Annotated in this window: 27 protein-coding genes and 1 pseudogene; 13 read left to right on the top strand and 15 right to left on the bottom strand. The window is 72.1% G+C overall.

Translation table 11 applies throughout. The features are described 5' to 3' along the window. Positions 1–198 precede the first annotated feature (198 nt). On the bottom strand, positions 199–759 hold the full coding sequence (locus OHB04_RS10140) for an SRPBCC domain-containing protein (RefSeq protein WP_326807315.1): 561 nt from the start codon (positions 757–759) through the stop codon (positions 199–201). A 183-nt stretch (positions 760–942) separates the two neighbouring features. Between OHB04_RS10140 and OHB04_RS10135 the strand changes: the two genes are divergently transcribed. Then, positions 943–1371 (top strand): protein-tyrosine phosphatase family protein, encoded by a 429-nt coding sequence (locus OHB04_RS10135; RefSeq protein ID WP_326687337.1) that lies wholly within the window; start codon positions 943–945, stop codon positions 1369–1371. Here OHB04_RS10135 and OHB04_RS10130 read toward each other — a convergent pair. The 3 genes from OHB04_RS10130 to OHB04_RS10120 all read right to left on the bottom strand — a co-directional run bounded on the left by OHB04_RS10130 (position 1350) and on the right by OHB04_RS10120 (position 3802). Then, positions 1350–1763, bottom strand: a complete 414-nt coding sequence (locus OHB04_RS10130; protein ID WP_326687336.1) for a hypothetical protein — start codon at positions 1761–1763, stop codon at positions 1350–1352. The genes OHB04_RS10135 and OHB04_RS10130 overlap by 22 nt on opposite strands. Before the next feature lie 376 nt (positions 1764–2139). After that, on the bottom strand, positions 2140–2676 hold the full coding sequence (locus tag OHB04_RS10125; protein ID WP_326687335.1) for a DUF6368 family protein: 537 nt from the start codon (positions 2674–2676) through the stop codon (positions 2140–2142). Between the two features lie 85 nt (positions 2677–2761). Then, positions 2762–3802, bottom strand: coding sequence for a winged helix-turn-helix domain-containing protein (locus tag OHB04_RS10120; protein ID WP_326687334.1), 1041 nt, complete (start codon positions 3800–3802; stop codon positions 2762–2764). Positions 3803–3992: 190 nt separating this feature from the next. On the opposite strand from OHB04_RS10120, the gene OHB04_RS10115 reads away from it, so the two are divergent. Beyond that, on the top strand, positions 3993–5285 hold the full coding sequence (locus tag OHB04_RS10115) for an alpha/beta hydrolase family protein (protein ID WP_326807314.1): 1293 nt from the start codon (positions 3993–3995) through the stop codon (positions 5283–5285). A gap of 123 nt (positions 5286–5408) precedes the next feature. Here OHB04_RS10115 and OHB04_RS10110 read toward each other — a convergent pair whose 3' ends face one another. From OHB04_RS10110 to OHB04_RS10080, 7 genes are all read right to left on the bottom strand, one after another. After that, positions 5409–6035, bottom strand: a complete 627-nt coding sequence (locus tag OHB04_RS10110; protein ID WP_326687332.1) for a hypothetical protein — start codon at positions 6033–6035, stop codon at positions 5409–5411. 52 nt (positions 6036–6087) lie between these two features. Beyond that, positions 6088–6546, bottom strand: a complete 459-nt coding sequence (locus tag OHB04_RS10105) for a hypothetical protein (protein WP_326687331.1) — start codon at positions 6544–6546, stop codon at positions 6088–6090. A 544-nt stretch (positions 6547–7090) separates the two neighbouring features. After that, positions 7091–8413: a YrhB domain-containing protein gene (locus tag OHB04_RS10100; RefSeq protein ID WP_326807313.1), complete on the bottom strand. Its 1323-nt coding sequence runs from the start codon at positions 8411–8413 to the stop codon at positions 7091–7093. A 19-nt stretch (positions 8414–8432) separates the two neighbouring features. Beyond that, on the bottom strand, positions 8433–8732 hold the full coding sequence (locus OHB04_RS10095) for a YrhB domain-containing protein (RefSeq protein WP_326687329.1): 300 nt from the start codon (positions 8730–8732) through the stop codon (positions 8433–8435). A 95-nt stretch (positions 8733–8827) separates the two neighbouring features. Further along, a complete protein-coding gene (locus OHB04_RS10090) occupies positions 8828–10504 on the bottom strand; it encodes a putative T7SS-secreted protein (protein ID WP_326807312.1) in 1677 nt (558 codons plus the stop codon). Then, positions 10504–11175, bottom strand: a complete 672-nt coding sequence (locus OHB04_RS10085) for a hypothetical protein (RefSeq protein WP_326807311.1) — start codon at positions 11173–11175, stop codon at positions 10504–10506. The genes OHB04_RS10090 and OHB04_RS10085 overlap by 1 nt, the downstream gene beginning before the upstream one ends. Then, complete coding sequence (locus OHB04_RS10080; protein ID WP_326687327.1) at positions 11172–11597, bottom strand: SseB family protein; 426 nt, start codon at positions 11595–11597, stop codon at positions 11172–11174. The genes OHB04_RS10085 and OHB04_RS10080 overlap by 4 nt, the downstream gene beginning before the upstream one ends. Positions 11598–12015: 418 nt before the next feature. On the opposite strand from OHB04_RS10080, the gene OHB04_RS10075 reads away from it, so the two are divergent. The 3 genes from OHB04_RS10075 (at position 12016) to OHB04_RS10065 (ending at position 14420) form a co-directional block, all read left to right on the top strand. Next, positions 12016–13350 carry a S8 family peptidase gene (locus OHB04_RS10075; RefSeq protein ID WP_326687326.1) on the top strand — a complete coding sequence of 445 codons (1335 nt, stop codon included), beginning with the start codon at positions 12016–12018 and terminating at the stop codon, positions 13348–13350. Beyond that, a complete protein-coding gene (locus OHB04_RS10070) occupies positions 13347–13595 on the top strand; it encodes a hypothetical protein (protein ID WP_326687325.1) in 249 nt (82 codons plus the stop codon). Before OHB04_RS10075 ends, OHB04_RS10070 begins: the two co-directional genes overlap by 4 nt. A gap of 462 nt (positions 13596–14057) precedes the next feature. Then, positions 14058–14420 carry a hypothetical protein gene (locus OHB04_RS10065; protein ID WP_326807310.1) on the top strand — a complete coding sequence of 121 codons (363 nt, stop codon included), beginning with the start codon at positions 14058–14060 and terminating at the stop codon, positions 14418–14420. Between the two features lie 23 nt (positions 14421–14443). On the opposite strand, the gene OHB04_RS10060 is transcribed toward OHB04_RS10065, so the two are convergent. Then, positions 14444–15250, bottom strand: coding sequence for a helix-turn-helix domain-containing protein (locus tag OHB04_RS10060; RefSeq protein ID WP_326687322.1), 807 nt, complete (start codon positions 15248–15250; stop codon positions 14444–14446). A 204-nt stretch (positions 15251–15454) separates the two neighbouring features. Between OHB04_RS10060 and OHB04_RS10055 the strand changes: the two genes are divergently transcribed. Next, the gene (locus tag OHB04_RS10055; protein ID WP_326807309.1) at positions 15455–15850 is read left to right on the top strand and encodes an SRPBCC family protein; all 396 of its coding nucleotides are present in this window, start codon (positions 15455–15457) and stop codon (positions 15848–15850) included. Positions 15851–15919: 69 nt separating this feature from the next. Here OHB04_RS10055 and OHB04_RS10050 read toward each other — a convergent pair whose 3' ends face one another. After that, complete coding sequence (locus OHB04_RS10050; RefSeq protein ID WP_326687320.1) at positions 15920–16279, bottom strand: DUF397 domain-containing protein; 360 nt, start codon at positions 16277–16279, stop codon at positions 15920–15922. Next, positions 16236–17110 (bottom strand): annotated as a pseudogene (locus OHB04_RS10045) (helix-turn-helix domain-containing protein). The gene OHB04_RS10050 and the pseudogene OHB04_RS10045 overlap by 44 nt, the downstream one beginning before the upstream one ends. Positions 17111–17343: 233 nt before the next feature. On the opposite strand from OHB04_RS10045, the gene OHB04_RS10040 reads away from it, so the two are divergent. Genes OHB04_RS10040 through OHB04_RS10025 form a run of 4 tightly spaced genes read left to right on the top strand, consistent with a single transcriptional unit; the run spans position 17344 to position 20149 of the window. Beyond that, positions 17344–17514 carry a hypothetical protein gene (locus OHB04_RS10040; protein ID WP_326807308.1) on the top strand — a complete coding sequence of 57 codons (171 nt, stop codon included), beginning with the start codon at positions 17344–17346 and terminating at the stop codon, positions 17512–17514. Continuing rightward, positions 17511–17969 (top strand): ATP-binding protein, encoded by a 459-nt coding sequence (locus OHB04_RS10035; RefSeq protein ID WP_326687316.1) that lies wholly within the window; start codon positions 17511–17513, stop codon positions 17967–17969. The genes OHB04_RS10040 and OHB04_RS10035 overlap by 4 nt, the downstream gene beginning before the upstream one ends. A gap of 33 nt (positions 17970–18002) precedes the next feature. Then, the gene (locus tag OHB04_RS10030) at positions 18003–18614 is read left to right on the top strand and encodes a TetR/AcrR family transcriptional regulator (protein WP_326687315.1); all 612 of its coding nucleotides are present in this window, start codon (positions 18003–18005) and stop codon (positions 18612–18614) included. After that, positions 18611–20149 (top strand): MFS transporter, encoded by a 1539-nt coding sequence (locus OHB04_RS10025; protein ID WP_442814804.1) that lies wholly within the window; start codon positions 18611–18613, stop codon positions 20147–20149. The genes OHB04_RS10030 and OHB04_RS10025 overlap by 4 nt, the downstream gene beginning before the upstream one ends. A gap of 116 nt (positions 20150–20265) precedes the next feature. Here the strand turns inward: OHB04_RS10025 and OHB04_RS10020 are convergent, their stop codons facing one another. Continuing rightward, complete coding sequence (locus OHB04_RS10020) at positions 20266–21327, bottom strand: erythromycin esterase family protein (protein WP_326807307.1); 1062 nt, start codon at positions 21325–21327, stop codon at positions 20266–20268. Between the two features lie 117 nt (positions 21328–21444). Between OHB04_RS10020 and murJ the strand changes: the two genes are divergently transcribed. The 3 genes from murJ (at position 21445) to OHB04_RS10005 (ending at position 24584) form a co-directional block, all read left to right on the top strand. Continuing rightward, positions 21445–23124: a murein biosynthesis integral membrane protein MurJ gene (gene murJ, locus OHB04_RS10015; protein WP_326687312.1), complete on the top strand. Its 1680-nt coding sequence runs from the start codon at positions 21445–21447 to the stop codon at positions 23122–23124. A gap of 156 nt (positions 23125–23280) precedes the next feature. Beyond that, positions 23281–23718: a nuclear transport factor 2 family protein gene (locus OHB04_RS10010; RefSeq protein WP_326807306.1), complete on the top strand. Its 438-nt coding sequence runs from the start codon at positions 23281–23283 to the stop codon at positions 23716–23718. Next, positions 23715–24584 carry an NAD(P)H-binding protein gene (locus tag OHB04_RS10005; RefSeq protein ID WP_326807305.1) on the top strand — a complete coding sequence of 290 codons (870 nt, stop codon included), beginning with the start codon at positions 23715–23717 and terminating at the stop codon, positions 24582–24584. The genes OHB04_RS10010 and OHB04_RS10005 overlap by 4 nt, the downstream gene beginning before the upstream one ends. Positions 24585–24618 lie beyond the last annotated feature (34 nt).

The raw sequence follows: 24618 nt of genomic DNA, 5'->3' as shown, positions 1-24618 counted from the left end.
GTCCATGCCCATGCCCATGTCCATGTCCATGGTCCGTGGCCATGTCCGTGTCTGCGGCCGTGTCCGTCGCCGGTGTGGGCCGTACGGAAACCGACGATACGGGCCTCATCCGGGCCGCGGAAACGTCGACCCGGGCGGGGCCGGGGTCGCCGCGTGCCCGCGTGGGGTCGCCGCGTCCACGTTGCCGACGGGACGCTCTCAGACCTCCGGCACGGGCGCGCCGGAGGGCGTCCCGGCGGCGACGTAGGCGTCGTAGCGGGTCCGCCAGTCCGTCGCACCCTCGCTGTGCGGGCCCGAGGGCGTCCCGCCCTCGACCAGCTTGACCAGCTCGTCGAGGCAGACGTCCCACCCCGCCGCGTTGCGCGCCGCGGACTCGTGGGTCTCCAGCACGTCGGTGAGCGCGAGCACGCACGCGGGGCCTTCGGAGCGTGTGCCGGGGCTCAGCTCGAAGTGCAGCTCGTCTTCGCCCCAGGTGTAGGCGAGCAGGCGGGGCTCCTCGTACGCCAGCACCATGCCCGACGACGCCTCCGCCTCCGCCTCCGCCTCCGGGTCCGCGTACGGGTCGCCGGAGAAGTCGATCCGGCCGCCTGCCACCGGCTCCAGCCGCACCGTCGGCGAGGGGAACCAGGCCGCCAGCTCCGACGGCTCGGTCAGAGCGCGCCACACCCGTGCCACGTCCGCCTCCACCACACGCTCCACCCGCACGGCGGGAACCCCGTCCCGCTCCACGAAGACCCCCAGCTCCCTGCCTGCGCCCATGCTCGTGCCCTTTCGCAGCGGCGGCGGCTTCCGGCCACGGCCACGCCCAGTGTCCCGCTCCTTGTGCCGTACCGCGCGCCGGGACGGGAGATCCCCGGGACGTCGGGGACCCCCGGGCCGTCGGGCCGGGGCCGGGTTTCCGGAATGACCTCAGCGGGGCCGGGGCCTCGCTAGGGTCGCCGTATGACAGCCACCTGGGATCCCGAGGCGCCGGGCGTGCTGCGGCTGCCGTCCGGACGACTCGTACGCGGCCGTGGTCTGCACCGGTCGCTGCCGCCGGGCCCCGAGCCCGAGTTCGCCCTCTACCTGCTGGGCCGCAGGCCCGTGCCCGTCGACTGGGAGTCGCGCTGGCTGCGCTGGCCCGACTTCCGCCTCCCCGCGGACCGCGCCGACGCGCGGGACGCCCTGCGGCAGGTGTGGGAGCGGGCCGAACGCGAACGGGTGGAGGTCGCCTGCGCCGGCGGCCAGGGCCGCACCGGCACCGCGCTCGCCTGCCTCGCCGTCCTCGACGGCGTCCCCCCGGCGGAGGCCGTCGCCTACGTCCGCACCCACTACTCACCCCGCGCCGTGGAAACCCCCTGGCAGCGCCGCTATGTCAAGGGTTGGGTGTGAAGGGTGTACGTGCCGTCGGCGAAGGTGAAGGGCGTGAGGTCGGGGGTGGCGGAGTACAGCTCGCGGAAGTGGCCGGCGTAGCCGGGGGTTTCCGCGTGCGGGGCCAGCAGGTCGAGCAGGGTGATCAGTTGGCCCAGGTCGTCGTCCAGCCAGTGGTTGCGGCTGAACAGGCCCCACCCTCGGGTCGGCTCCTGCCGGAGCGAGGCGAAGTCGCCGCCGGGCGCGTTGGTGTGGGGGTCGGGTTCGAGCAGCGGGTAGGGGTGGTCCTCCTCGTCCACGCCGGGTGGAAGGCCCTCGATGAGGCCGAGGTGCCAGCGCAGGGTGTCGAGGACGGTGTCCGGGGTGTCGTCGCGCAGGTGGCAGGCGACGACGACTTCGTACGTGGAACTCATGCCGCGCATTGTGCCCGGCTGCGCCCTGACAGTTCACCTTCCCAAGGACACCCAGCGGCGGTGTTCGTGAGGCTGTCCCCAGTCCTTCATCGACCGGACGAACCGCGCCATCGGCAAGCCCCGGCTCGCGGTCGAGCGGACGCTGAAAGAGAGCAGCACGGGCGACGTCACCGCACGCGTCGTCGACTACCGCAGCCCCGAGGCCGCCGAGCGGGCCATGAGCCAGCTCCGGAACGTCTCCGGGGAGTGCCCCGCCGGGGTGACCAAGGACGGCGCGAAGGTCACCTTCGTCCGGTAGCGGACCGACGGGCTTTGCCGCCCGGTGGCGGACCGGCTGCGGTCACCGCGCGAAGGCAGCCGGCCGCGGCCCCTCCTGCTACTTGACCATCCGGAAGCCTTCGTGGCCGAGCCACGCTCTCAGGAACACGCGGTCCGCGACATGGCTGTAGCCGGGGGTGCCGTCCTCCATGGCGTAGGGCATTTCCAGGAGCCGGCCCGGGAGGGGGGATCGTGGCAGGGGGCTGAGCAGGCCGCCGAAGTCGATCAGGGCGTCGAAGTGTTCGCCGAGGAAGAGGGCGAGGTGCCCGAGCAGCAGGTGGTTGTCCGGGCCCGAGCTGTAGGCGAGCAGGGCCAGTTCGACGGCCGGCGGACGGCCGAGTCCGGGGAAGCCGCACGCGCGCTCGTCCTCCAGGGACTCCGGGCCGAGGTGGAACGGTCCGACGGCGGCTTCCTCCGGGCCGCGCAGGCGGGGAAGGCCGGCCCGGTCGAGGGAAGCGGTGCGCAGGACGGAGAAGTCGAACGCGCCGGAGCCATCGCCCTCGGGCCGTATCCCGCAGAAGTCCTCCAGCCATGGCACGGCGTCGAGCGCGCTCCGCTCCTCCGGCAGCCACAGCCCCACCGACGGCCCGCCCATCGCAGCTTCCCTCCCGCTCGTTCCTGGCGAGCCGCTCGTTCCAGGCGGGCCGCTCGTTCCTGGCGGGCCACCCGTGCCCTTCGGCTCAACCGGGGTGGATGGTGCCCCTTTGGACCAGCAAGTCTCCCAGCGCCGTGCGCCGGTGCAGGACGGCGCGGCCCGCGCGGGCCGTGGTGATGAGGCCCGCGCCACGCAGCGCGGTCGCGTGGGCGGACGCGGTGGCGTTGCTGACGCGCAGGCGGCGGGCCAGCTCGCTCGTCGTGTGCTCGGCGGTCAGGGCGAGGAGCGCGTTGAGGCGGGTCCGCCCGAGCACGCCGGCCAGCGCGCCCTCCGCCGGGCCGGGCCCGCCCGCCGTGCTGCGCCCGCCCGCCGTGCTGCGCCCGTCCGGAGTGAGGGGCCCGCCGGGCCCGTCCGGGACGAGGGGCAGGCCGGTGCCTGCCGGATACGTCAGGTGCAGGGGGTGGCCCTGCCGGTCGGCGACGAGAGGGTGTCCCGTCCAGTGGAAGGTGGGCACGAGCACCGCGCCCCGCCCGTCCAGGGCGATGTCCCGGTCCACCGGGGCCTCGATCGTCCACACCCCCTCGTGCAGCGTGCTGCCCGGGAGGAGCCGGGTGAGCGCGGCGCCGATGCCGTGCTCGGCGACGGTCAGCGCGTGGCGGGCGAACTCCGCCTGGTGCAGGTCCTGCACCTGTGCCCATACGGGCCGTACGACCGTCTCGAACGCCGCCCGCTGCGCGCGCACCAGCGGCTGCCACGCCTCTGCCTCGCCCTGGTGCAGCGCGCGCAGCCAGGACGGTGCCGGGGCCGGGTGTCCGGCGTACACGCGCTCGATCTCGGCGCGCACCGTCTCCGGGCGGGAGGTCCGCACGCTGTGCAGCCCCTCCTTCAGATCGTCGCTGAACTCGTCCAGGAACGCGGGGGCTTCCGCCGCCGGAACCAGGTCGCGCAGCGGCAGCACGGCGGCGGGGAGGGCACGGAGCACCCGCTGCCGCCAGCGGCTGAAGAGCACGTCTCCATGGGGTCGGGACATCGTCAACAGCGCCGTGTTCAGCTCCTGGAGGGGAGCCGGGCGGGGCGCGAAGCGGGTACGGGCCAGACCGGCGGCCGTGAAGCGTATCCGGATCACCGCCGTCCCCCTCTCGTCGCCGCACTCATCACGGCGCCGCACTCATCACGGCGCCGCACTCACCACCGAGCCACCGCGCCATCGTTTCGGCTGGGGCCTAAACCTTCGCCGTGGCCCCGGCCCTCGCCCCACCCTCAAGGTCACAGAGCTGCGGAAAGCGCTGTGGAGAGACGAGAGATGGGGGAGTGCCATGATTTCACGGCGGAGTGTCACCGGTGCGGCCACGGTGGGGGCGGCGATGCTGCTCGCGGGCGGGGCCGGTGGAGCCGGGGTGGCGGGAGCCGTGGACGGCCGTGGCAACGCCGTACGGCCACGGCTGCCGAAGCCGACGGGGCCGCACGCGATCGGCGTCACCACGCTGTATCTGGTCGACCGCGCGCGGCGTGACCCGCTGGACCCGTATCCGGTTCGGGAGGTGATGGCCTCCGTCTTCTACCCGGCCCGCGCCACCCACGGCGCGGAGACGGCCCCCACGGCTCCGGCAGTCGCCACGGCTCCGGCAGCCCCCACGGCTCCGTACATGACACAAGGCGCGGCGGCGTCGTTCGTCCAGATCGACGTCCACCTGCACGGACTGCCCGCCGAGGGCGTCGATTGGGCGGGCATCGCCACTCACGCGCACCCGAACGCCCCCGCGGAAACCGGCGCCCGCCGCCCCGTTCTGCTCTACAGCCCCGGGGGCGGCGACCCGCGCGGCCTCGGCACGGGGCTCGCCGAGGAACTGGCCGCCCACGGCTACATCGTGGTGACCGTCGATCACCCCGGCGACGGCAGCGAGGTGGAGTTCCCCGTCACGACGGCGTACCGCGACGAGAAGGTCCGCGAGACGGTCTTCCGCGGCGACCCCCGGGCGGACGGCGCGCTCTTCCAGACGGTGATCGAGACACGGATCGCGGACCTCCGCTTCGTTCTGGACGCGTTGGCGGAGCTCGCCTCGGGACGGAACCCCGACGCGGCGGGCCGCCCCGTCCCCGAGCACCTCGCGCAGGTGCTGGACCTGCGGCGCGTCGGCGTCTACGGCCACTCGGCGGGCGGTACGGCGGCGGCCGGGACGCTGTACGAGGACCGCCGCGTCCACGCGGCGGTCAACCTGGAGGGCTACCTGGACCACACGCCGCGCACGCCCGGCGAGCTGGGCGAGCTGTTCCCGGTCGCCCGCCACGGCACGGACCGTCCGCTGCTCCTGGTGGAGAGCGAGGGCTTCGACGGCAAGCAGGAGGACCGGGAGGCGTTGCTTCGCTCCTGGAAGGTCATGCTCGCCCACCCGCACGGGAACACCCGCCGACGGCGCGTCGACGACGCCATGCACTGGATCTTCACCGACTACGCGGCCTTCGCCCCCCAGTTGCAGGCCGAGGGGCTGATGAGCGCGGACGCCCGCGACAGCCTGGTCGGCCCGGTCGCCCCGGCCACCTCGGTGCCCGTCGTACGCCGCCACGTACACGGGTTCTTCGCCCGGCACCTGCCGGTGCGGACGCGCTGAGGTGTACGGGGCCGGCGCGTCGAGAGGCGTCCGGGGGCGATGCGCTGAGGCGTACGGGGACGGCGCACCGAGGCGTACGGGGCCGTCGCGCCGAGGCGTACGGGGAGGCCGGCGGCGGCCCCGTCATTCGACCTCGTACGGGCCGCCCCTGAAGTACAGGCTTCCGTGGTGGCGGGGGCGGTCGCCGCGGGGGTGGGCGGCGTCCGAGCGGTCCTCGGGCGCCGCAAGCGGGGCCAACTCCCGCAGCCGCTCCAGCCCGGCCAGGACCTCGGTGCGATGGGCGGCGGTCTTCATCCACGCGGGCAGCCGCACGATCATCGACCGGGTCGGACTCGCGTCGTGCTCCCGCAGTGTCGCCCCGGCATAGGCGGCCAGTTCCTCGATGTGCTCCTCGTTGTAGGCCCACAGGATGTGCCCGGCGCAGCGGGTCTGGAGCCACAGGGGGCGGCGGAAGAAGGGTTCCTCGGTGCCGCCGAGTACGGCCCCGACCAGCCCCCCACCCCGCATGTCCGCCTCCCACTCGGCGACGGCTCCGCACCCCGCGCACACCAATCGGCGCGGCCGGACCATCAGTTCGGTGAAGTACTTGAGCGGAGGGAGGCCGGGCCTCGGAACGACCACGGCGCGGCCCCCGCACCCCGCGCACACCACCAGAATCCGCCCCGCGAACCCGGCCAGCCACCGCCCGCGGTCACGGTGCCGCAGGGGCTCGCCGGTGTCGTTGCCGCTGCCGCTCTGCTCCGTTTTCATCCCGCCTCCCACCGTCGGCTTCCTCTCGTCCCGCCTCCCACCGTCGCGCTTCCTACCGTCCCGCCGCCACCAGCTCGCGGCGCCTGATGAGAAGGATGCCCAACTTGTCCTCGGCGACCTCCCACTCGCCTCCCACGAGGGCGAGGAACGGCTGTTTGACCAAATAGAGCAGCCCGTCCGCCCAGCGCCCGACCGTCCGCCAGAATCCGGGCCGCCGGAACCCGCCGACCGGCATCCGGTCATCATCGGGGTCGCGTACCACCCGCAGCCCGGTCAGGAACTTGGCGACGCTGCCCCGTATCAACAGGCTCAGCAGGACGTGGTTGACGAAGGACGCGCCGAGGGCGGCGATGGCAACGGTGCCCCACCACGGGCCGACCTTGGCATCGGCCGCCACCAGTTGGGCGACGGCGAGGCCGCACCACACGGTCAGGGCTCCGTCCGCCAGCGCGGCGACTCCTCTGCGGAAGTCCCCCACCTCGTCCAACGGCGGCCGGGATGCCGGTGGCATCTGATGTCCCTGATGGCCCTGATATCCGTGTGGCTGCCCGTACACATGGGGCGGGGAGTAGGGAGTCGGCGGTGGCTGCTGGGGATGTTGCTGCTGTTGTTGGGGTTGATGCGGTGGGGGCTGATGCGGCGGGTACGGCGCGGTCATCACTCCATGATCCATGTACGCCCACCGTCCCGTCTCCCGCCCCCATGAGGTTCCGGGACAGATAGCACTCGGCACCCGGCGGGCGGCTCGGGCAGCTCGGGCAGCATGGGCCAGGTGTCTGTACCCCTCCCCACGTGGCGTCCGTCCCTTCTGGCCTGGGCCGATGGGGTTCTCGCCGCACTGGAGCGGCACACGACAGCTCCGGGCGACGGCCGGGTGTCCGTGCGCCAGTGGCTCCGGGATCGCCGCGGCGCCGCGCTCGCGCCGCACCGGGAGACGCTCCTCGAAACCGGGAGACGCTCCTCGAACGGGGCGTACTGCGGCACGGGCCGGCGGCGAGTAGCGCCCGGCCCACACGCCGATCGCCGTCATCCCGGAGGGGGCCGGGGCTACCGGGTCACCGGTACCGGATCAGCCGGAAGCCGCTGGCCGCGAGGGCGTTGAGGTCGGTGACGGGAGCGGACGAGCCGTCGACGAGCGCTGTCCTGCCCTCGGGCGTACGGAAGGCGTTCAGCACCAGGCCCACGGACTCCCGGCCCCTGGAGTCCTTGCGGCGCACCCAGATCAGGGCGCGCGCTTCCGGGGGCAGAGTGGCGAGCTCGTCCATCAGCTCCCCGAGATCGTGGTGTGCGGAGACCGAGCGCATGCCGCCGAGCTCCTTCATGGTGGCGGGGAGCCATGCGGCGGTTCCGGGGCGAGGCGGATGTGTGAGCGTGCCGCTGCCGGGCTCGGCGCCCTCGTCCCAGGCGTCGAGCCAGGCCCAGGGCAGGGAGTTGGGCAGGCCGAAGGGGGGCGTCTCGTCCTTGGGTACGACCAAGGCCGCGTCGAGCATGCCGCGCGACCACTCGCCGTGCTCCACATACGCCGTGGTGTTGCAGGCGAACAGCCATCCGCGCTTCAGCTCGTCGGCGGGACTCGGCTCGACCAGCTCCAGCGGTTCCTCGTAGGTGTGTGCCAGCCAGGTCTCGGCCTTGACGACCGCGCTGGTGAAGCCGGCCGCCGCACGGCGCCACGGAGGTGTGGGAGGGGACGGGTGCGGGGCCTCGTCGCCCGGCCGCAGGCGTGCGTAGGTCAGGCTCAGGAGGCCGCGCGTCTCCAGTTGCGCCAGGCCGCCGGTCATGCCGTCGAGGAAGACGACCTGGCCCCCGTTCCGGTCCTGGTGGACATGGACGAGGTGCCCCGACACCTCGACGCCGTCGGCCTCGCGCCGGATCCACACCACGCCCCGGGTGCCCGGCCCGGTCTCCCGCGTCGCCCGGATCACCTCGTCCCAGTCCCGACAGGTGAGCTGCTCGGCACCGGCGAAGTACCTGCGCAGCAGCAGGTCCCACCAGCCCGGTGCCTCATGCGCGGGGGTCCAGGGCAGGGGCATGGCGGGGGTGCCGGCGAGGCCCCCGCCGACCGCGACGACGCAGCCGCGGGAGTTGAGCCTCCGGGCCTGCTCATCCGCCGGACGCGGGGTACGGGTACGGCCGAATTCCGCCAGGTCGCCCCAGAGGTCGTGCGCGGCCGGGTGGAACGGCGCGGCGCCGTCCTTGGGCACGGCGACGGACGCCGCGAGCATCGGGGTGGCGGGGTACCCCGGCTGTTTCACCGAGCGACAGGCGAACAGCCACGTGCCGACGTCCTCCGCGACGGGCTCGTCGCGAGTCAGCTCGACCAGGGCACCGTAGGTGGAGCGCAGCCAGGCGGAAGCGCGCCGACGGGGGTCATCGGTCACGGGACCGTCGCCCACGGCGTCAGGCCCCGGCGGGCGGCTGCTGGGCGGCCAGCTGGGCGACGTACTCCGCCACCGGGAGATGCGTCGGCGGGAGGTGCGGGGCCGCGCCGTTCTTGGGCACGACGACGACGCGGGTGAACGGGGCCTTCATCTCGTCACCGGTGTCCAGATGCTCCTGGGAGTCGAACCTGACGCCCCACGCGGTGCCGTAGTCCCGGGACAGCTCGGGCTGCATGACGAGGGTGAACTGGTCCTCGTACGGCGAGGTCCGCAAATAGGCGCGGGCGGCGTCGAGAGCGTCTTCGAAGGTGAGCATCATGTGTTTCCGGAGGAGGGGGCGAGTGGTGTGCCGGGGTGCGGCTTTCGTTCGTGTCGTGCGGATGCTGTCATCTGCTTCATGACAGGTGGGCGCTGTCATCTGTAAGGCATGTACCCGATGCGTATCACGTCTTGTTCGAGTCTGGCGAGCGTGCCGGTTTGGCCGTCGAGGAAGGTCACACCGTGCGGGGTGTTGATGACATTGAACAAATGCCCCGTGCCGTCCTCCCGGCGGATGCTGATCGCACCACGGGCGTCCGGCCCCCGCTGGCTCATGTCCTTGACGATGTCGTCGTAGCTGTTCATGTAGTACTTGAAGCCGTCTGGGTGACCGCTGCGCAGCGCGGTGTTGGGCATGTCGCCGCCCCCGTGCAGCGGGGCCGCGGACACCTCGTGGCCGTCCAGCCGCCGGTCCACGGTGACCACGTTGTTCGGGCAGTTGTGGGTGTAGCCCGGCTCCCAGCGGTTGTTGAGGTCCCGCATCCAGGGGAACTGGTCGTCCAGGAAGTCCTGCGCCCTGCCCGGCTCCACCGAGTCGGCGTGGATGGACTTCTCCGCGACCCGGTCCGTGGGCTTCGCCAGGTCGCTCCAGTCCTTCCCCGCCTCCTTCGCACCGGTCTTCGCGGCGGACTCGGCGCCTTCCTTGCCCGCGGCTGCTCCGTACCGGGTCGCCCCGGCGCCCTCCTTGGCCGCCACGCGCAGTCCCGTACGGGCGGTGCCGAGGCCCTTGGTGCCGAGCAGTTCGGGCAGGAGGCGCCCCGTGCCCTCGCTGAAGTCGTTCTTGAAGGTCTTGAGCAGCCCCTGGGGAACGCGCTCCGGGTGTGCGGCGGTGGACACCAGACCGGCGAGGGTCATGTTGACGTTCTGCGCGTACGCGGCCGGGTGGGTGAGGTTGTAGATGTCCATGGGATTGAGGCCACGGGCGAAATTGAGGATGCCCGCGCCCCCCTTGATGACGCCCCCGGCGAAATGCGTCAGCTCGATGGCACTGGCGCCCATGCCGTCGATGTAGGTGGCCGTCGCCCGCTTCAGGGGAGGCGGTTCCTTGGGCGCGTGGGCGAGCGCGGCGCGGACGGACGTGCCCGCGCTGCGCGCCGCCTCGTTGCGCTGACGGCGCGCTCGGGCGAGGGTCTCCTCCGCCAGCTTGCGGTGGTGGTCGCCGGGGTCCTTCGAGGGCGGCGGATCTTCCTTTTCCGCCTTCTTGGAGGCCGCCTCGCCCTTCTTGTAGGCGGCGACGGCATCCTTGGCCTGGTCCTGGGCCCACTTGACGGTGTCGGCGTAGGACTCCAGGGCCTTGGCGGCCTTCTCGCACGCGTCCGCCGCACGCACCCACTTCACCGGATGCATGGGGAACTTCTCCCGGAAGGCACGGGCGGACTCTCCCTTCCAGTGGGAGGAGTCGAGCTTGCGCATCCCCTTGCCGACCAGCTCGAACGCGTGCTGGAAGTCCCGCAGGTGTTTCGCGGACGACCGGATGTCGGAGGGCGAGCCGTGCACCAGCTCGTTGGCCTCCTCCGTCCGGCCGAGCTGCTTCTCACCGACCGTGGCGCCCAGCGAGGAAGCGGTCTCATCGCCCCAGTCCTCGACGGTGTCCGCCGCGTCCTCGGCGCCGATCGCGTTCAGCCCGCGACCGGCCTGGTCGGTGCCCCAGTCGACGGTTTCGCCGAGGCCCTTCTTGCCCTTCTCCCAGCCGTTTTCGAGGGCTCCGAGGCCCTTGTTGGCCAGGGACTCGCCGCCGTCGACGAGGTCGCCGAAAGTGTCGGTGATCCCCATCAGCGCTCACCTGCGGGCGGTCGGGAGCCCGACTGTGCCCGGGCCGCGGCCTGCTGCTGCTCCTCGGGGGAGGGGCCGAACGTCTCCCGCATCCCGTCGTTCAGATCGTCCCGCAGACCCGCAGCGTCGACGAGGCCGGCCGCGGGTGAGCTGGTGGCAGTACTGACGTCCCAGGCGGTGTTCTTCCACGCCTGAACGCTGTTCTCCCGCGCGGTCTGGAAGGACTCCTTGCTGTAGTCGGCGTCCCGGATCTGCGTATAGGCGTTGTTGGAGAGCACCTCGCCCCAGTCCTTGCCGGTGATCTCCTCCTCGGTGGCGTAGGGGTTGCCCATCCCCGCGTTCACCGCCACCTTGAACGTGCCCTGGATGTACTGGTCCTGCTGATGGACGGCTCCTCCGGCGAGGCCCACCCCTTCGGCGAAGGAGTTGCCCTCCTGGATCAGGGCCCGCACGCCCCACTCCCACCGGTCACAGAAGTCGCCGAACGCCGAGGTGAGACCCTCGTGGCCGAGCTGCATACCGGTCAGCGCCACGTCGGAGAAGCCCCGGCCCACGCTGGCCTGGCCGACCATGCCGAGTTCCTGCAACTCGTCCAGCGAGTCGTTGATCCCTTTGGTGATGAGGTTCAGCGCCGACTTGGGCGCCGCGAGCTCCGGCTCCTTGTCACTCACACCCGCACCTCGTCGCCCTCGCGCGTATATGTGCCGACCGTCGCCCGGTCCGGGACGACGCCCGCCACCGGCGGCAGGACGGCGCCGTGCTCGCTGCCCGGGTCCAGCGCCACCCCGCACGGTCCGGGGACCGCGGGGACGACCGCGTCCAACAGACGCGAACCCAGGACCCGGTGGTATTCCCGCTCGCCGTCCTCATGACGGAAAAGGAGGAAGCGGGAGAGCGTCTCCTCGTCGGAGAACGTCATGATCCAGCGGATGCCGCCCAGGTCGGCCGACCACAGCCCGCCCCGGTCATCGACCGGCACCAGCACCGTGGTCTCCCGGAACTCCCGCAGGAACTCCTGGAATTGTGAGGCGGTTTCCGCGGCCTCTTCGGCGGCTTGTTCCTCACCCACAACCAGATCTGCCAGCCGCACCACGCGTCTCTCCTAGCATCCCGCCGCTCAGGCACCTGCTGGGGTAATGGCGGCATGTTGCCATCCTGGCGAACATCTCTGCAAACGGGGTCAGGCGGGCGTACCGCGGGCACGGGTGACGCGACCGTGACGGAGCGCACTGTCTGTGAATCTCCCGGTCAGCCTGTGCGGCGTGCGGCTCCAGCTCTGCGGTTGCGATCTCCCGCCAGGTGTGTACGGCGCCGTGTTGCGGGGCTCCGAGGCCGGTGCGACGGTGTGGGGGGAGGCAATGCCGACGGCCTGGCGAAGGGACAACCGCGCAGGCGCCGGTGTACGCGTCGGTACACGAGTGAACGGCGCCCCACAATCCTCGGCGTTCGATATTCCGTGAACCGGCGCGCTTTCACGCAAGGGGGGAAGCACAGAGAAAGCGGGAAATCCCATGGCGAACGGACCTATGGACAGGCGCGCCTCCGGCGAGCAGCCCGAGCGGCCCAATGGCCACGTCCCCGGCGAGGGCACGGAATTCACCGGTCGATACGTGGTCCTGCTCGATCCGAGTGACCAGGAGAGCGGACTGAACGCGCTGCGTTCCTCCGCCGACATCGCATCCGTCGAACGCGTCCGGGGAACCGAGACCGCGAACGTCGCCGAACTCCTTGAGCGCCCCGACGTCTCGGTGCTCTTCGAGGAACTCGGGGCCGCCGTCGTCGAGGTGCGGCCCGAACAGCGCCACACGCTGGTGACCACGGCCGAGGCGGAGTCCTCGATCATCGCGGCGGAGCCGGAGCGCATGGTCTACGCCCTGCCGGTCACCGCTCCGCAGCAGACGCCGACCGAGTTCTACCCGGCCTACCGCAGCGACGAGGACGTCGTCGCCCGCCACACCAGGGCCGAAATCGCCGCCGCCACGGGCCCGGCCGTGGACGAGCAGACCTGGACCTGGGGTCTCCAGGCGATCCGGGCCAACCTGTCCAGCCTGACCGGGCGCGATGTGAAGATCGCCGTCCTCGACACCGGCGTGGACACCGACCACCCGGACCTGGCCGCCCGTATCGATGTGACGGCTTCCTTCGTCCCCGGCGAGGCCGTCGAGGACGGCAACGGCCACGGCACGCACTGCATCGGCACCGTCGCCGGTCCGGCCCACCCCGATCAGGGGCCCCGCTACGGCGTGGCCTGCGAGGCCCGGATCCTCGCGGGGAAGGTGCTCAGCAACGCGGGAAGCGGCAGCGACGGCCAGATCCTGGCGGGCATGGCCTGGGCCGTCGCCCAGGGCGCGCGGGTGATCTCCATGTCGCTCGGTGCCGGGGTGCGGCCGGGCGAGCTCTTCCCGCAGACATACGAGAAGCTGGCCCAGCGCGCGCTCAAGCGCGGGACGCTGATCGTCGCCGCCGCGGGCAACGACAGTGATCGGCCCCCGCGCATCGAGCCCGTCGGCCGGCCCGCCAACTGCCCCTCCATCCTGGCGGTGGCCGCGCTCGACAAGGCACTCACGCCGTCGTTCTTCTCCAACGGGGGCATCAACGGCCAGGGCGGCGAGATCAACATCGCCGCGCCCGGCAGGGACATACGCTCGGCTGCTCCTGGTGGCGGGTACCAGAACCTGAGCGGCACCAGCATGGCCACTCCGCACGTCGCGGGTGTCCTCGCCCTGATCGTCGAGGCGCACTCCGACGCTTCGGCGGACGAGCTCAAGGCCGGTCTGCTGTCCGGTGCGTTCCCGATGACGCAGCCCGTCAGGGACGTGGGCTCGGGTCTGCTCCAGGCGCCGTGAGCGAGCCGTCACAGTCCGAGCCGGTCGGGGTTATCCTCGCGGTCGACCCCGACCGGTTCGCGGAAGTGGTCGAGGCCCTGCGGCAGGCCGGATTGACGGTCTCGGGCGAGCAGCCGGCCCTCGGCACGCTCTCCGGCACCGTCGCGCAGGACCGGATACCGGCCCTGGAGGCGGTCGACGGCGTCGACGCCGTCGACCGGGAGCGCACCGTCCAACTCCCCCCGCCTGACTCCCCGATCCAGTGACTCCGGTCGAGGGCGACCGGTCGCCGGATCGCGGCGGGTCAGCGCGCTGCCTCCCGGGTGTCGGAGCCGAAGCGGTCGATGACCACGCCGCCCCACCTGTGGGGCGCCCAGGGAGGCGACGGACCAGGGCTCGCTCGGCTCGGCGGTCGGCCGGGACTCCATACCGACGAGGCCCGCGACGGCCGCGATGGCCATGGGGGGGACCAGGCCCGGGGTAGCGCGCGTGCCGACGGCCCCAGGCGGGACCTGGGGCCGTCGGCAGCCCCGGGGTCATCGGCGACGGCGGGGGCCGACTGCGGTTAGGGTCCAAGCCACGGACCGAAGCAGGAAACCGGAGGGGGCCGGGGTGCCGCACCTGTTGTCACCGCACCGCTCGTTGCCCGAACAGGACGCGGGACCGCACGTCGTGGCACATGCCGCGTTCCTGGAACGGAATCACCGCGAGGGGACGTGGGCCGGCGAGTGAACACCACCTGGCACCTCCTCGTCGAACGGCACGAGACCGCCCCGGGCGCCGGTTTCTGGAGCAGCCAGGTGCTGGGCCAGTACGTCGGCACCCGCGAGCAGGCGATGGCCCTCCTGGAGGAACGGGCCCGCAACTATGTGCCCGAACACCCCCGGGACCCGCAGCGGACGCAGCTCTACCGGGTCACCGACGGCTTCATGAAGATCGTGGAGGGCGTCCGACACAGGCGGCGGTGGACCTGCCGCTTTGTCCTGGCGGAGCTTCTCCACGACGACGGCGTCGGCGGCTTCCCCCGCATCGCCCCGCCGCCGCCATCGGCTCCGCCGCCACCATCGGCTCCGCCGTCGACTCCGTCCTGAACGGCGGAATACGGGATCGGCGGTCAGGTCAGCAGGCGGCGAAGGGCCGTGGGTGTGGTGTCCATGTGCGCGCGTACGGTGCGACACAGGTGGGCCTGGTCGGCGAAGCCCAAGTCCGCGGCCAGCGTGGCCAGGTGGGTTTCCCCGGCCTCAAGCCGGTCCACCGCGGTGGCCACGCGGACCCGGTTGCGGTACTGGGTCAGGGATACGCCGAGTTCCCGGGTGAACACCCGGCTCAACCGGTAGGGCGACACCCCGAGCAGTGCGGCAAGGGGGACCAGGCCGGTCGCGGCAGGATGACCGTCGTGGATGACGCTGCGAGCCTCGGCGGCGAGTTCGCGGTCGCGGGACGCGGCCGGCGCGCTTGCGGGGGTGGGTTGGGCGACGGCCCGCAGGACGACGCGGCTGATCAGATCCAGCAGCCGCTCGGTGGCGGCGAAGTCGATGTCTTCCGTCCGGGCGGCGGCGAGGAACCTCCGGTGGGCCAGGTCGAGCCCCGCGTCGACATACACGGTCGACGCGTTGGGCCGCCGCGCGTCACCGGCCAGGGAGCCCCACAGAGCCGGGGCGAGACTGACCGAGGTGCACGTATCGCCTCCCGATGGGTGGGCGAACCGCTCTTCCTCGCCTGGTACGCCGAGGTAGGCAAGCGTCGGATCGATGTACTCGGCGCGGCCGTCGGTCTTCCTGCGGAATGTGCCGCGGCGCACGAGCACGATCCGGAAATCGTCGCACGCCTCCGCCGCGGACCAGCGTGTGTGGTCGTTGCGGCAGGTCACGACCGAGACGCTGAATGCCGGCCGGGTGGCGAGGGCGACGGAGGAGAGCACTCCCGAAAGCTACGCCCGGGGTCTGACAACAGCCGTGAAGGACGTCGCCCGCAAGGATGTTCAAGACCCGACGCGTCAGCGGCGACAGGATTCCAGCGTGTCCAGGGCCACCGGGAATCGGGCCGACCCGACGCCCGAGCCGACTGCCCTCGGTTCGCATGACTCCGCCACGCTGGAATACAGGAAAAAGGACGAAAACCCGCAATGGCTTCCATCATCAAGGAAACAGTACTGAGGTCCAGGACCGACTCCGTCTGGCAGGTGATCGGTGACTTCGAGACGGGCCCGAGCCGCATGGCGCCCGGTCATGTGGTCGGCACACGTGTCGAAGGCGACGCCAGAGTCGTCACCTTCGCCGACGGCACGATCGCACGCGAGCGCTTTGTGTCTCTCGACGAGGATGCGCGACGCATCGTCTACGCGGTGGTCGGCGACTCCCTGCGGCCCGCCCACCACAACGCCTCCATGCGGGTCGTCGCCGACGGGGAGCACTGCCGGTTGATCTGGGTCCACGACGTACTCCCCGACGACCTCGCACCGGCCCTCGAAGCGGCGATGTCCCAAGGGATGGAGATCATCAAACGAACGCTGGAATCCTGACTCGGCAGCGAACGGATGCGCTGAACGCCGCCTCCGCATAGGCCTCACCGCAGCCGTCCGCACCCCCCTTTACGCGGTGAGCGCCCCCGTGTGCAGCGCGTCGATGAAGTGCGCCCACTGCACGGCGGGGAAGGTGAGAGCGGGCCCGTCGGGTGCCGTCTTGGTGTCCCGCACGGGAACGATCCCCTGCGGGGTGCCGACGGCGACCTCGACGCAGTTGCGGCCGTCGCCGTTGCTGTGACTGCTCGTGCGCCAGCGGGCGGCGGCCTCCACGCAGTTGCCGCCGCTGCCGTTGCTGTAGCTGCTCTTGCGCCAGTGCGCCGCGCCGGGGAAGCCTTCGCCGATCTCTACACAGTCGCCGCCGTCGCCGTTGCTGTAGCTGCTCTTACGCCAACGGCGGGCGCTCAAAGTAGCCTGGTTGATTGCCATTTCGGTGGTCCTCTGCCGCTTGCTGGATCATGGCCACTGACGCCTGCGGTGAGAGCGCGGCGGCCCTGACGACGTCGTATGCATACGAGTACTTCTTCACGATCGGTGGATCGTCGATCGTGGCGCCGCTGTATGGGGATTCCGTGTAGGCCAATGGAGGGGCATCGGTGAAGGTCATGACCTTTGCTGCGCCCAGCATCAGCGGGTGAGCCCCTACGTTCCACGGCATCACTTGTGGAACGAGCTGGCGGCGCTGAGCCAGTTCCGCTACGTGGTTGAGCTGCTCGGCCATCCCAGCCGCAGGGAGAATCTGCTGATGCAGTACGGATTCGTGCAGGATGATCCAAACCACCGGCCTTCGTCCATTGACGAAGAGTTCCGCCCGCGCAAGCCGTGCATCGACTTTGGCCTGTACTTCCTCCGCCTGCTCCAAAGGGTGGGTCGCGTGGACTACGGCTCGGATGTAGTCCTCAGTTTGAGCAAGCCTGGGATGAGAGTCGGGCACCACTCCTCGATGGCTTCCGCAGCATGTTCGGTCTCCAACACCTTCTCGAAATACCAGGCGTGCCCCTTCCGCCGCGCCCGGCGGACGTCCTCACACCTCCGGCTGAAGAACCCATCCGTGCCGAGGACTTGGTCGACGTGCTCCGCCAGGTCCAGCGGCATCCGACGCTCGCCGCGTTCGATCTCGCTGAGGTGGCTGAAGCCGTAGAAGCTGTCTTTTACGAGCGCCTGCTGCGTCAGCCCCGCCTGTTCGCGCTTCCAGCGCAGCTCCTTGCCGTAGAAGGTCGGGACTCCCGCTGATCCGTCGATGTCCTTGGGTCCGGGCATGGTTCACCGCCGTGCGTTGGTGGTTGTTTCCGTTCGGGCCGGGGCGTTCCCCACCTCTCCGCAATTGGTCATAGCTGATGGGCAGTTCGCTTGCGGGAGCCCGATGAGCTGCAACGCTACGCGCTCCGCGGTCATTGTGTGAGGTGTCCGTCACACAGTGCACAGGAAGGGTGCGACAAATGAACGAGTGTGCCTCCACGTGATCGAAAGAGGTCGAGGAATGCCTCGCCGAATTGGGCGCGGCCCTCAAAACGCACGGGCTGACGTTGCCCTCGCTCGGCGTCGACCTGGTGACGTTCGCGGGGCGGCAGCCGTACGCCCTGGTCTCGCTCGGGAACTGCAACCTGGAGACGGCGCGGGGTCTGGCGGCGGTGCTGCGGCGTGTGGGGGAGCGCAAGCGATGAGCGGGGTGCGGTCTACGGCGACCGAGTGGCCGGGCCTCACGGTGGCGCTGCTCGCGCGAGCCTCGGAAGTGGCGGGTGTGCGACGGCAGATCGTCGCGCACTGCCGACGGTGGGACGTGCCCGACGCCGTCGCGGACCTCGCCGCACTGTGTGTGAGCGAGCTGCTCACCAACGTCATCGTGCACGTCGGGGACGGGGCGCCCGCCACGGTGCGGCTCACCTGGTGCGGCGGCGAGGGCGGGAGTGGCGAGGTCGACAGCGACAGCGCACGCGTGCGGCTCGCCGTGACGGACGCCGATCCGCGTCCGCTCCCCGCTCCCAGGGCCGCCGCGCCGGACGCCGAGTCGGGCAGGGGGCTCGCCCTCATCGAGGCGCTGAGCCTGCGGTGGGGCGTCGAGCGGCGGGCCCCGTACGCGAAGACGGTGTGGTGCGAGCTGGGCCTCAGTAGCGAGTAGACAGTGTCTACCGACGCCTGGTAGACACTGTCTATGAGTGAAGCGAGCACCTCCGAGGAGGATCCGGGCCTGCGGGCCCGACTCGTCGCGGCCGGAGCCGAGTTGGTGGCGAGCCAAGGCGTGCGCGGCGTCTCCCTGCGGGCGATCGCCCGCCACGCGGGCGTCTCGCACGGGGCGCCGCGCCGGTACTTCCCGACGCACGTCGCGCTGCTGTCCGCCGTCGCCCGCGAGGGCTTCGCGGACCTCGGCGCGCGGGCCCGGCGGGAGCTGGCCGCCACCGAGAGCGAGGGGCCGCGCGCGCAGCTCGCCGCGCTGGGGCGGGTCTACCTCGGCTTCGCGCACGAGCGGCGCGGCATGTATGAGCTGATGTTCCGTCACGATCTGCTGGAGAGCGGTGAGTTGGGGTTGCGCGAGACCACGTTGCCGCTCTTCGGCACCCTCGTGGACCTGGTCGACAGGGCGGGTGGCGGAGGCCGGGACGCAGGAGCCGATCCCCGGGTGACCGCGGGCGCCCTGTGGGCGAACCTGCACGGCATCGCACAGCTGTGGGAGTGGGGCAGCCTCCAACTCGCCACGGGCGCCGGACAGTCCGAGGCCCTGCTGGACGCCGCCTTGGCGGCACACCTCGGGCCGGAGCCCCGGTGACCGCGTCCCTGACAGAGGGCGCGAGGGAGACGCCGTCGGGGCACGGGGGCCGCGCGGACCGCCGCCGCGCGGGCCGCCGCGTCGTGACGCTCATCGCCAGCGTCACCGGCGCCGTCGTCGTCGCGCTGGACGGCACGGTGCTCACCGTCGTACAGCCCAGCCTCCGGCGCGACCTGCACGCCTCCTTCGCGCAGGTGCAGTGGACGAGCACCGGCTACCTCATCACCGTCGCCAGCTTGCTGGTCTTCGCCGGGAGGCTCGGTGACCGGTACGGGCACCGTCGCGTGTTCGCCCTCGGCATCCTCGGCTTCGCCGTCACCTCGGCGGGCATCGGGTGCGCGCACGACGTGCGCTGGGTGATCGGACTGCGGGTCGCCCAGGGCGTCTTCGGCGCGCTGCTGCAACCCGCCACGCTCGGCATGCTGCGCGCCGCGTATCCGCCGGAGCGGCTCGGGATGCCGATCGCGCTGCGGACGAGCGCGATCGGGCTGGCCGCGGCGGCGGGCCCCGTCGTGGGCGGCGCGCTGGCGGCCTGGCTGGGCTGGCGGGCGGTGTTCTTCCTCAACGTGCCGCCCGCCGTGGCGGTCGGGCTCCTCGTGCTGGTGGCGGGGCGGACGCCGACGGGAGAGGGGAGCGGGGCCGAGGCTCCCCGGACTGCCGAGGCTCCCCGGGCCGACCAGGCTTCCGACAGGCGGCGGCTCGACCTGCCGGGAGCGGCGCTGCTCGCCGTCGCACTGGTGTGCCTGGTGCACACGCTGGTGGCCGTGCCGGGCGCCGGCTGGACGCCGTCGGCCTGGCTCGGGCTCGCCGGGTGCGGGCTGGCGGGCACCGCGTTCGTATGGCACGAGCGGCGCGCCGCGCACCCGCTGGTGCCGCCGGAACTGGTGCGCGCGCGGCCGGTGGTCGCCGCGCTGGCGCTGCTGCTCGCCGTCTCGGCGACGCTGTTCGGAACCCTGTTCGTCGCGACGTACTACCTCCAGGACGTGCTGGGGCTCAGCCCGCTGGAGTGCGGGATACGCACGCTGCCGATGGCGGCGGCGATGGTGCTGGGCGCCCCGCTGTGTCCCGTACTGGCGCGGCGCTTCGGGCCGCGCCGTACCGCGGCCGTAGGGGCCGCGCTGGTGGCCGTGGGGGTCCTGACGCTCTCCCGGCTGGGCGAGGAGGCGGGAGCCGTCGGTATCGGGGGCGCCTTCCTCGCGCTGGGCGCGGGCTTCGTCACCGTGATGGTGACCGCGACGGCGGTGATCGTGCGCCGGGCCCCCGTGGCCCACGCGGGCGTGGCGGGCGGTCTCCAGCAGACCGCGTTGAACATCGGCCCCACGCTCGGCGTCGCGCTCGCCACGATGCTGATGACCGTCGCCACGCCCCCCACCCGGGCGAGCGCGGACGCCTTCCTGTCGGCCATGCCCCCGACCCTGACGGCTCTGACCGGCGCGGCCGGGGCCGGACTCCTGTTGTGCGCGGGTCTGCCGGGCCGCACCCGGGCCGGGCACAAGGGCGAGGGTGACGACGCGCGCGAGCGGGGCGGCGGCTGACCTCGCCGCCGCCCGAGCCGCCATCGCCCGAGCCGTCGTCCGCCCGAGCCGCCGCCCGTCGAGCCCGATCCCGCCTTCTGCCCCTTCTCCGGGGCCGGGACGTGACGGGCAGCGCATCAGAGCGGCCGGGCCGCGGTCACCTCCCGTACGTGCGCCAGCGCGTCGAACCAGTCGGTGAGCGCGCCCCCGGACAGGTGGTGCGCGGCGTCGTCCGCCGGGTCGTAGGCCGGGCCGACCAGCCGGGTCCTGGTGGGGGAGTCCAGCCAGGTCCGTACGGGCTCCGGTGCGGCGGCCCCCGCTCCGTCCCGCAGGTCCAGCAGGTAGGCCCCCGGTCCGGCGCCGCCGAGCACCGTCTCGGCGAACTCCGGTGGCGGGGTGGGGGCGCCGTAGGGAGGCCGGGTGGGGGCGGAGTGGGGGAGGCCGAGGAGGTGGCCGTGGTGGAAGGTCAGGCCCACCGAGACGTACCCCTCCCCGAAGCGCTCGCGCAGGAAGCTGCCCGCGTTGCGGTGCGTGAGCGGCGGCGAGTCCGGCGGCGTCGGGGCGACGGTGCGGGGGTGGCCGACGGCGGTGTGCGCGAAGCCGCCCCAGTGGACGATCCGGTCGCCGCTGCGCTCCTCCCACTGGACGATGCCCTCGGCCAGCCCCCGTTCGATCCCGGCCAGCCCCTCGGCGGTCGTGACAGGCGGGGTCCGGGCGAACCGCACCGGGTCCTCGGGGTGGCGCGCGTTGTAGGACCGCATCCAGTGGACGAGGCCCAGGATCTCCTCCGTGCGCCAGAAGGACCGCGCCTCGGCCAGCATTGCCCGGGGGTCCCCGGCGCCGGTGCTGATGTAGGTGTCGAGGCCGACCCGTTCCGGCTCGTCACCCTCCAGGGAGACGGAGCGGAATCCCCCCTCCTCCACCAGAATCCGCACCATCCGGTGGGCGGCGACCGACAGTTCGTGCGACTGCCGCGTCGAGGCGCCGAGCGCGACGATCCGAGCCCCGGCGGCCAGGTCGAGCAGGGGGCGCAGATCGTCCAACGGCCCCTGTGCGTCCGAGACTTCGAGCGGGCGGGCATGGGCGGCGATCCACCGCTCCACCGGCCCCGTCATCGGTTCGGACGCCGTTCCGGACGCCGTTCCGGACGCCGTTCCGGACTCGGTTTTGGCCTCGGTTTTGGCCTCTGCCTCGGACACGGTGTGCTCCCTTCGTCCGCTGATGAACCGGGAGCCAGCTTGGTACTTGAAGTGAAGTTCAAGTCAAGCGTCGTCGTCAATTCACACATCGTGATCCCCACGCCATAGATTGGCCCGATGGTGGAGGGGACGAGCGTCAAGACGGGGCCCGGGAACGACGAGAGGCCGGGCGGAGAGGCGCGGCAGCGGGGCGGGGGAGGGCTCGCGCGGTCCTCGCTGCTCATGGCCGTGGGCACCGTCGTGTCGCGGGCCACCGGGCTGATCCGCAACGTGCTCCAGGCGGCGGCCCTCGGCACCGGCCTGCTGGCGAGCACGTACAACACGGCCAACACCGTGCCCACCAGCCTCTACACGCTGCTGATCGGCGGCGCGCTCAACGCCGTGCTGGTGCCGCAGCTGGTCAGCGCGCGGGCCACGCAGCCGGACGGCGGCAAGGCGTACGAGCAGCGGCTCGTGACCCTCGTGCTGTGTGTGCTCGCCGTCGGGACGGCCCTGGCCGTGTGGGCGGCGCCGCAGATCGTGAGCCTCTACATGCGCGACACGCCCGCGCAGCACGAGGCGTACGAGCTGACCGTCGTCTTCGCCCGCTTCCTGCTGCCGCAGATCTTCTTCTACGGGATGTTCGGCATGCTCGGCCAAGTCCTCAACGCGCGCGAGAAGTTCGGCGCGATGATGTGGACGCCGGTGCTCAACAACGCCGTCCTGATCGCGATGTTCGGGGCCTACCTCGGCATGATGACCGTCCCCGACGGGGTCGCGGAGATCACCGCCACTCAGGTGCGGCTCCTGGGCCTCGGCACCACCGGCGGCATCGCGCTCCAGGCGCTCGCGCTGGTCCCGTTCGTACGGGCCGCCGGGTTCCGCTTCCGGCCGCGCTTCGACTGGCGCGGCACCGGGCTGGGCAGCAGCGTCCACGCCGCGAAGTGGACGCTGCTGTTCGTGCTGGCCACCCAGGTCTCGCTGACCTTCGTCACCAACTACGCCAACGCCGCCGACCAGAAGCTCCCGCACGCCGGAGCGGGGTACTCCGCGTACACCTACGCGCAGACCATCTGGATGCTGCCGCAGTCCATCGTCACCGTCTCCCTGGTCACCGCGCTGCTGCCGCGCATGAGCCGGGCGGTCGCCGAGGGCAGGCTCACCGACCTGCGGGCCGATCTGACGCGGGCGCTGCGGGTGAGCGGCGTCGTGATCGTGCCGACCGCGCTCCTGTTCGCCGCGCTCGGCCCGCAGATCGCCGCCCTGCTGTTCGCGCACGGGGCCGCCGACGCGGAGTCGGCGCGGCCCCTCGGGCAGATGCTCCAGGCGTTCGGGCCGGGGCTCATCCCGTTCTCGGCGCAGTATCTGTTGCTGCGCGGCTTCTACGCCTTCCAGGACACCCGAACGCCCTTCTGGATGGCGTCCTTCATCGCGGCGGTCAACATCGCGCTGGCCACCGCGTGCCATCTGCTGCTGCCCGCACGCTGGTCGGTCACCGGCATGGCCGCCGGGTACACGCTCTCCTACGCGGCCGGATTCGCGCTCACCGCCTGGCTGCTGCGCCGTCGCCTCGCCGGCCCCCTCGACCCCACGGGCGGACTGGTTTCCGCCTACGCCCGCCTGGTCGCCGCCGCCACGCTCGCGGGAGCCGCGGCCTGGGCGACGTCCCACGCGCTGACCGGCCAGCAGGGGGCCGGCACCCTCGCCTCCGCCCTCTCCCTGGCCGCCGGTCTCGTGGTCCTCGCCGTCGTCTACCTGCTGCTGGGCCGGCTCCTGCGCGTCCCCGAACTCCGCAAACTGCCCAAGCTCCGGCGCTGACCCGTACGCCTCGGCCCGTCGTAACATCTCCGCGCTGACCTGCCCTTTCGTGCCCGGAGGGGGTCTCCCATTGTTAAACGGACCGGTGGTCCGTATAGTGAAGGCTATGCGGACCGCCGGTCCGATTCAGTTGACCCGAGCGGAACGGAACGCTTCATGACCGCCACGACAACCACCCCCACCACGCCCGAGGAGCTGTACCGGCACAGTCTGCGGCTGCTGCTGGAGAAGGACATTCCCGCGTGGCTGGAACTCTTCGACGAGAGCGCCGTCTTCGAGTTCCCCTTCGCCCCCGAGGGCTGGCCCGCCCGGCTGGAGGGCAAGGTGGAGATCGCCGCGTACATGCGCCACTACCCCGACCACATCGACCTCCACGACTTCCCGTCCCTGGAGATCCACCGGACCACCGAGCCCGGGACCATCGTGGTCGAGATGCGCGGCGTGGGGCGGCTGGTGAAGACCGATGGGCCCTTCGACATGACGTACATCGCCGTGGTCACGGTCAGGGACGGGCGGATCGCCTCCTACCGCGACTACTGGAACCCCCTCGCCCTCCAGGAACCCGCCACCGACTTCACCGGGAGCAACCGATGAGGGCCACCCGCGCCACCTCGGTCGTCGGAGCCACCGGCACCACCGGCAGCCGGGTCGTCGCGCGGCTGCTCGCCGGGGGCCACCGGGTCAAGGCTGCGAGCCGGGGCGCCACCCCGGTCGAGGGTGCGCGGCCGGTCCGTTTCGACTGGTACGAGCCCGCGACCTTCGCCGAGGCCCTCGACGGCGCCGACAGCGTCTACCTCGTCCCGCCTCTCGGTGCCTCCGACCCCGCCGCCGTCATGCTGCCGTTCCTCCGGCAGGCGCGTGCGGCAGGCGTGCGCCGGGCCGTGCTGCTCAGCTCCTCGGCGATCCCCGCCGGCGGCCCGGCGACGGGGCAGGTGCACGAGGCGCTGCCGGGGCTGTTCGACGAGTGGGCGGTGCTGCGGCCCTCCTGGTTCATGCAGAACTTCACCGGCAGCCATGTCCACGCCCGCAGCATCCGCGAGGAGGGCGTCCTCCTGACCGCGACGGGGGAGGGCCGGGTCGGCTTCGTGGACGCGGACGACATCGCGGCCGTCGCCGTGCACGCCCTCACCGACGACTGGGCCCCCGGCACCGACCTGGTCCTCACGGGCCCGGAGGCGCTGAGCTACGACGACATCGCCGCGCTCGTCACCGAGGTCACGGGGCGCCAGGTGGTGCACCACAAGCTGACGTTCGAGCAGATGCGGGAGCGGCTGGCGGCCGAGATCCCGCTGGAGTTCGCCGGGCTGCTGGCGCAGCTGGACCGCGCCATCGCCGACGGTGCCGAGGACCGCACCACCGACACCGTCCAGCGCCTCACCGGACGGCCGCCGCGCGGCTTCCGCGCGTTCGCCGAGAAGGAGCTGCCCGGCCGCCTGCCGATACCCGGTCAGCGCAGGTGAGGGCACCATCTAGCATGAGCCGTCGCACCGCCTG

This window comes from Streptomyces sp. NBC_01775 (assembly GCF_035917675.1).
Lineage (GTDB): Bacteria > Actinomycetota > Actinomycetes > Streptomycetales > Streptomycetaceae > Streptomyces.
This window is presented reverse-complemented; position numbering and strand designations above follow the sequence as displayed.

Coding starts and splice junctions, on each gene's coding strand:
- OHB04_RS10115 (WP_326807314.1), top strand. CDS start 3,993: ATGATTTCACGGCGGAGTGTCACCGGTGCGGCCACGGTGGGGGCGGCG.
- OHB04_RS10055 (WP_326807309.1), top strand. CDS start 15,455: ATGGCTTCCATCATCAAGGAAACAGTACTGAGGTCCAGGACCGACTCC.
- OHB04_RS10090 (WP_326807312.1), bottom strand. CDS start 10,504: ATGGGGATCACCGACACTTTCGGCGACCTCGTCGACGGCGGCGAGTCC.
- OHB04_RS10005 (WP_326807305.1), top strand. CDS start 23,715: ATGAGGGCCACCCGCGCCACCTCGGTCGTCGGAGCCACCGGCACCACC.
- OHB04_RS10135 (WP_326687337.1), top strand. CDS start 943: ATGACAGCCACCTGGGATCCCGAGGCGCCGGGCGTGCTGCGGCTGCCG.
- OHB04_RS10140 (WP_326807315.1), bottom strand. CDS start 759: ATGGGCGCAGGCAGGGAGCTGGGGGTCTTCGTGGAGCGGGACGGGGTT.
- OHB04_RS10125 (WP_326687335.1), bottom strand. CDS start 2,676: ATGGGCGGGCCGTCGGTGGGGCTGTGGCTGCCGGAGGAGCGGAGCGCG.
- OHB04_RS10050 (WP_326687320.1), bottom strand. CDS start 16,279: ATGGCAATCAACCAGGCTACTTTGAGCGCCCGCCGTTGGCGTAAGAGC.
- OHB04_RS10075 (WP_326687326.1), top strand. CDS start 12,016: ATGGCGAACGGACCTATGGACAGGCGCGCCTCCGGCGAGCAGCCCGAG.
- OHB04_RS10030 (WP_326687315.1), top strand. CDS start 18,003: ATGAGTGAAGCGAGCACCTCCGAGGAGGATCCGGGCCTGCGGGCCCGA.
- OHB04_RS10110 (WP_326687332.1), bottom strand. CDS start 6,035: ATGAAAACGGAGCAGAGCGGCAGCGGCAACGACACCGGCGAGCCCCTG.
- OHB04_RS10130 (WP_326687336.1), bottom strand. CDS start 1,763: ATGAGTTCCACGTACGAAGTCGTCGTCGCCTGCCACCTGCGCGACGAC.
- OHB04_RS10105 (WP_326687331.1), bottom strand. CDS start 6,546: ATGCCACCGGCATCCCGGCCGCCGTTGGACGAGGTGGGGGACTTCCGC.
- OHB04_RS10010 (WP_326807306.1), top strand. CDS start 23,281: ATGACCGCCACGACAACCACCCCCACCACGCCCGAGGAGCTGTACCGG.
- murJ (WP_326687312.1), top strand. CDS start 21,445: ATGGTGGAGGGGACGAGCGTCAAGACGGGGCCCGGGAACGACGAGAGG.
- OHB04_RS10035 (WP_326687316.1), top strand. CDS start 17,511: ATGAGCGGGGTGCGGTCTACGGCGACCGAGTGGCCGGGCCTCACGGTG.
- OHB04_RS10095 (WP_326687329.1), bottom strand. CDS start 8,732: ATGATGCTCACCTTCGAAGACGCTCTCGACGCCGCCCGCGCCTATTTG.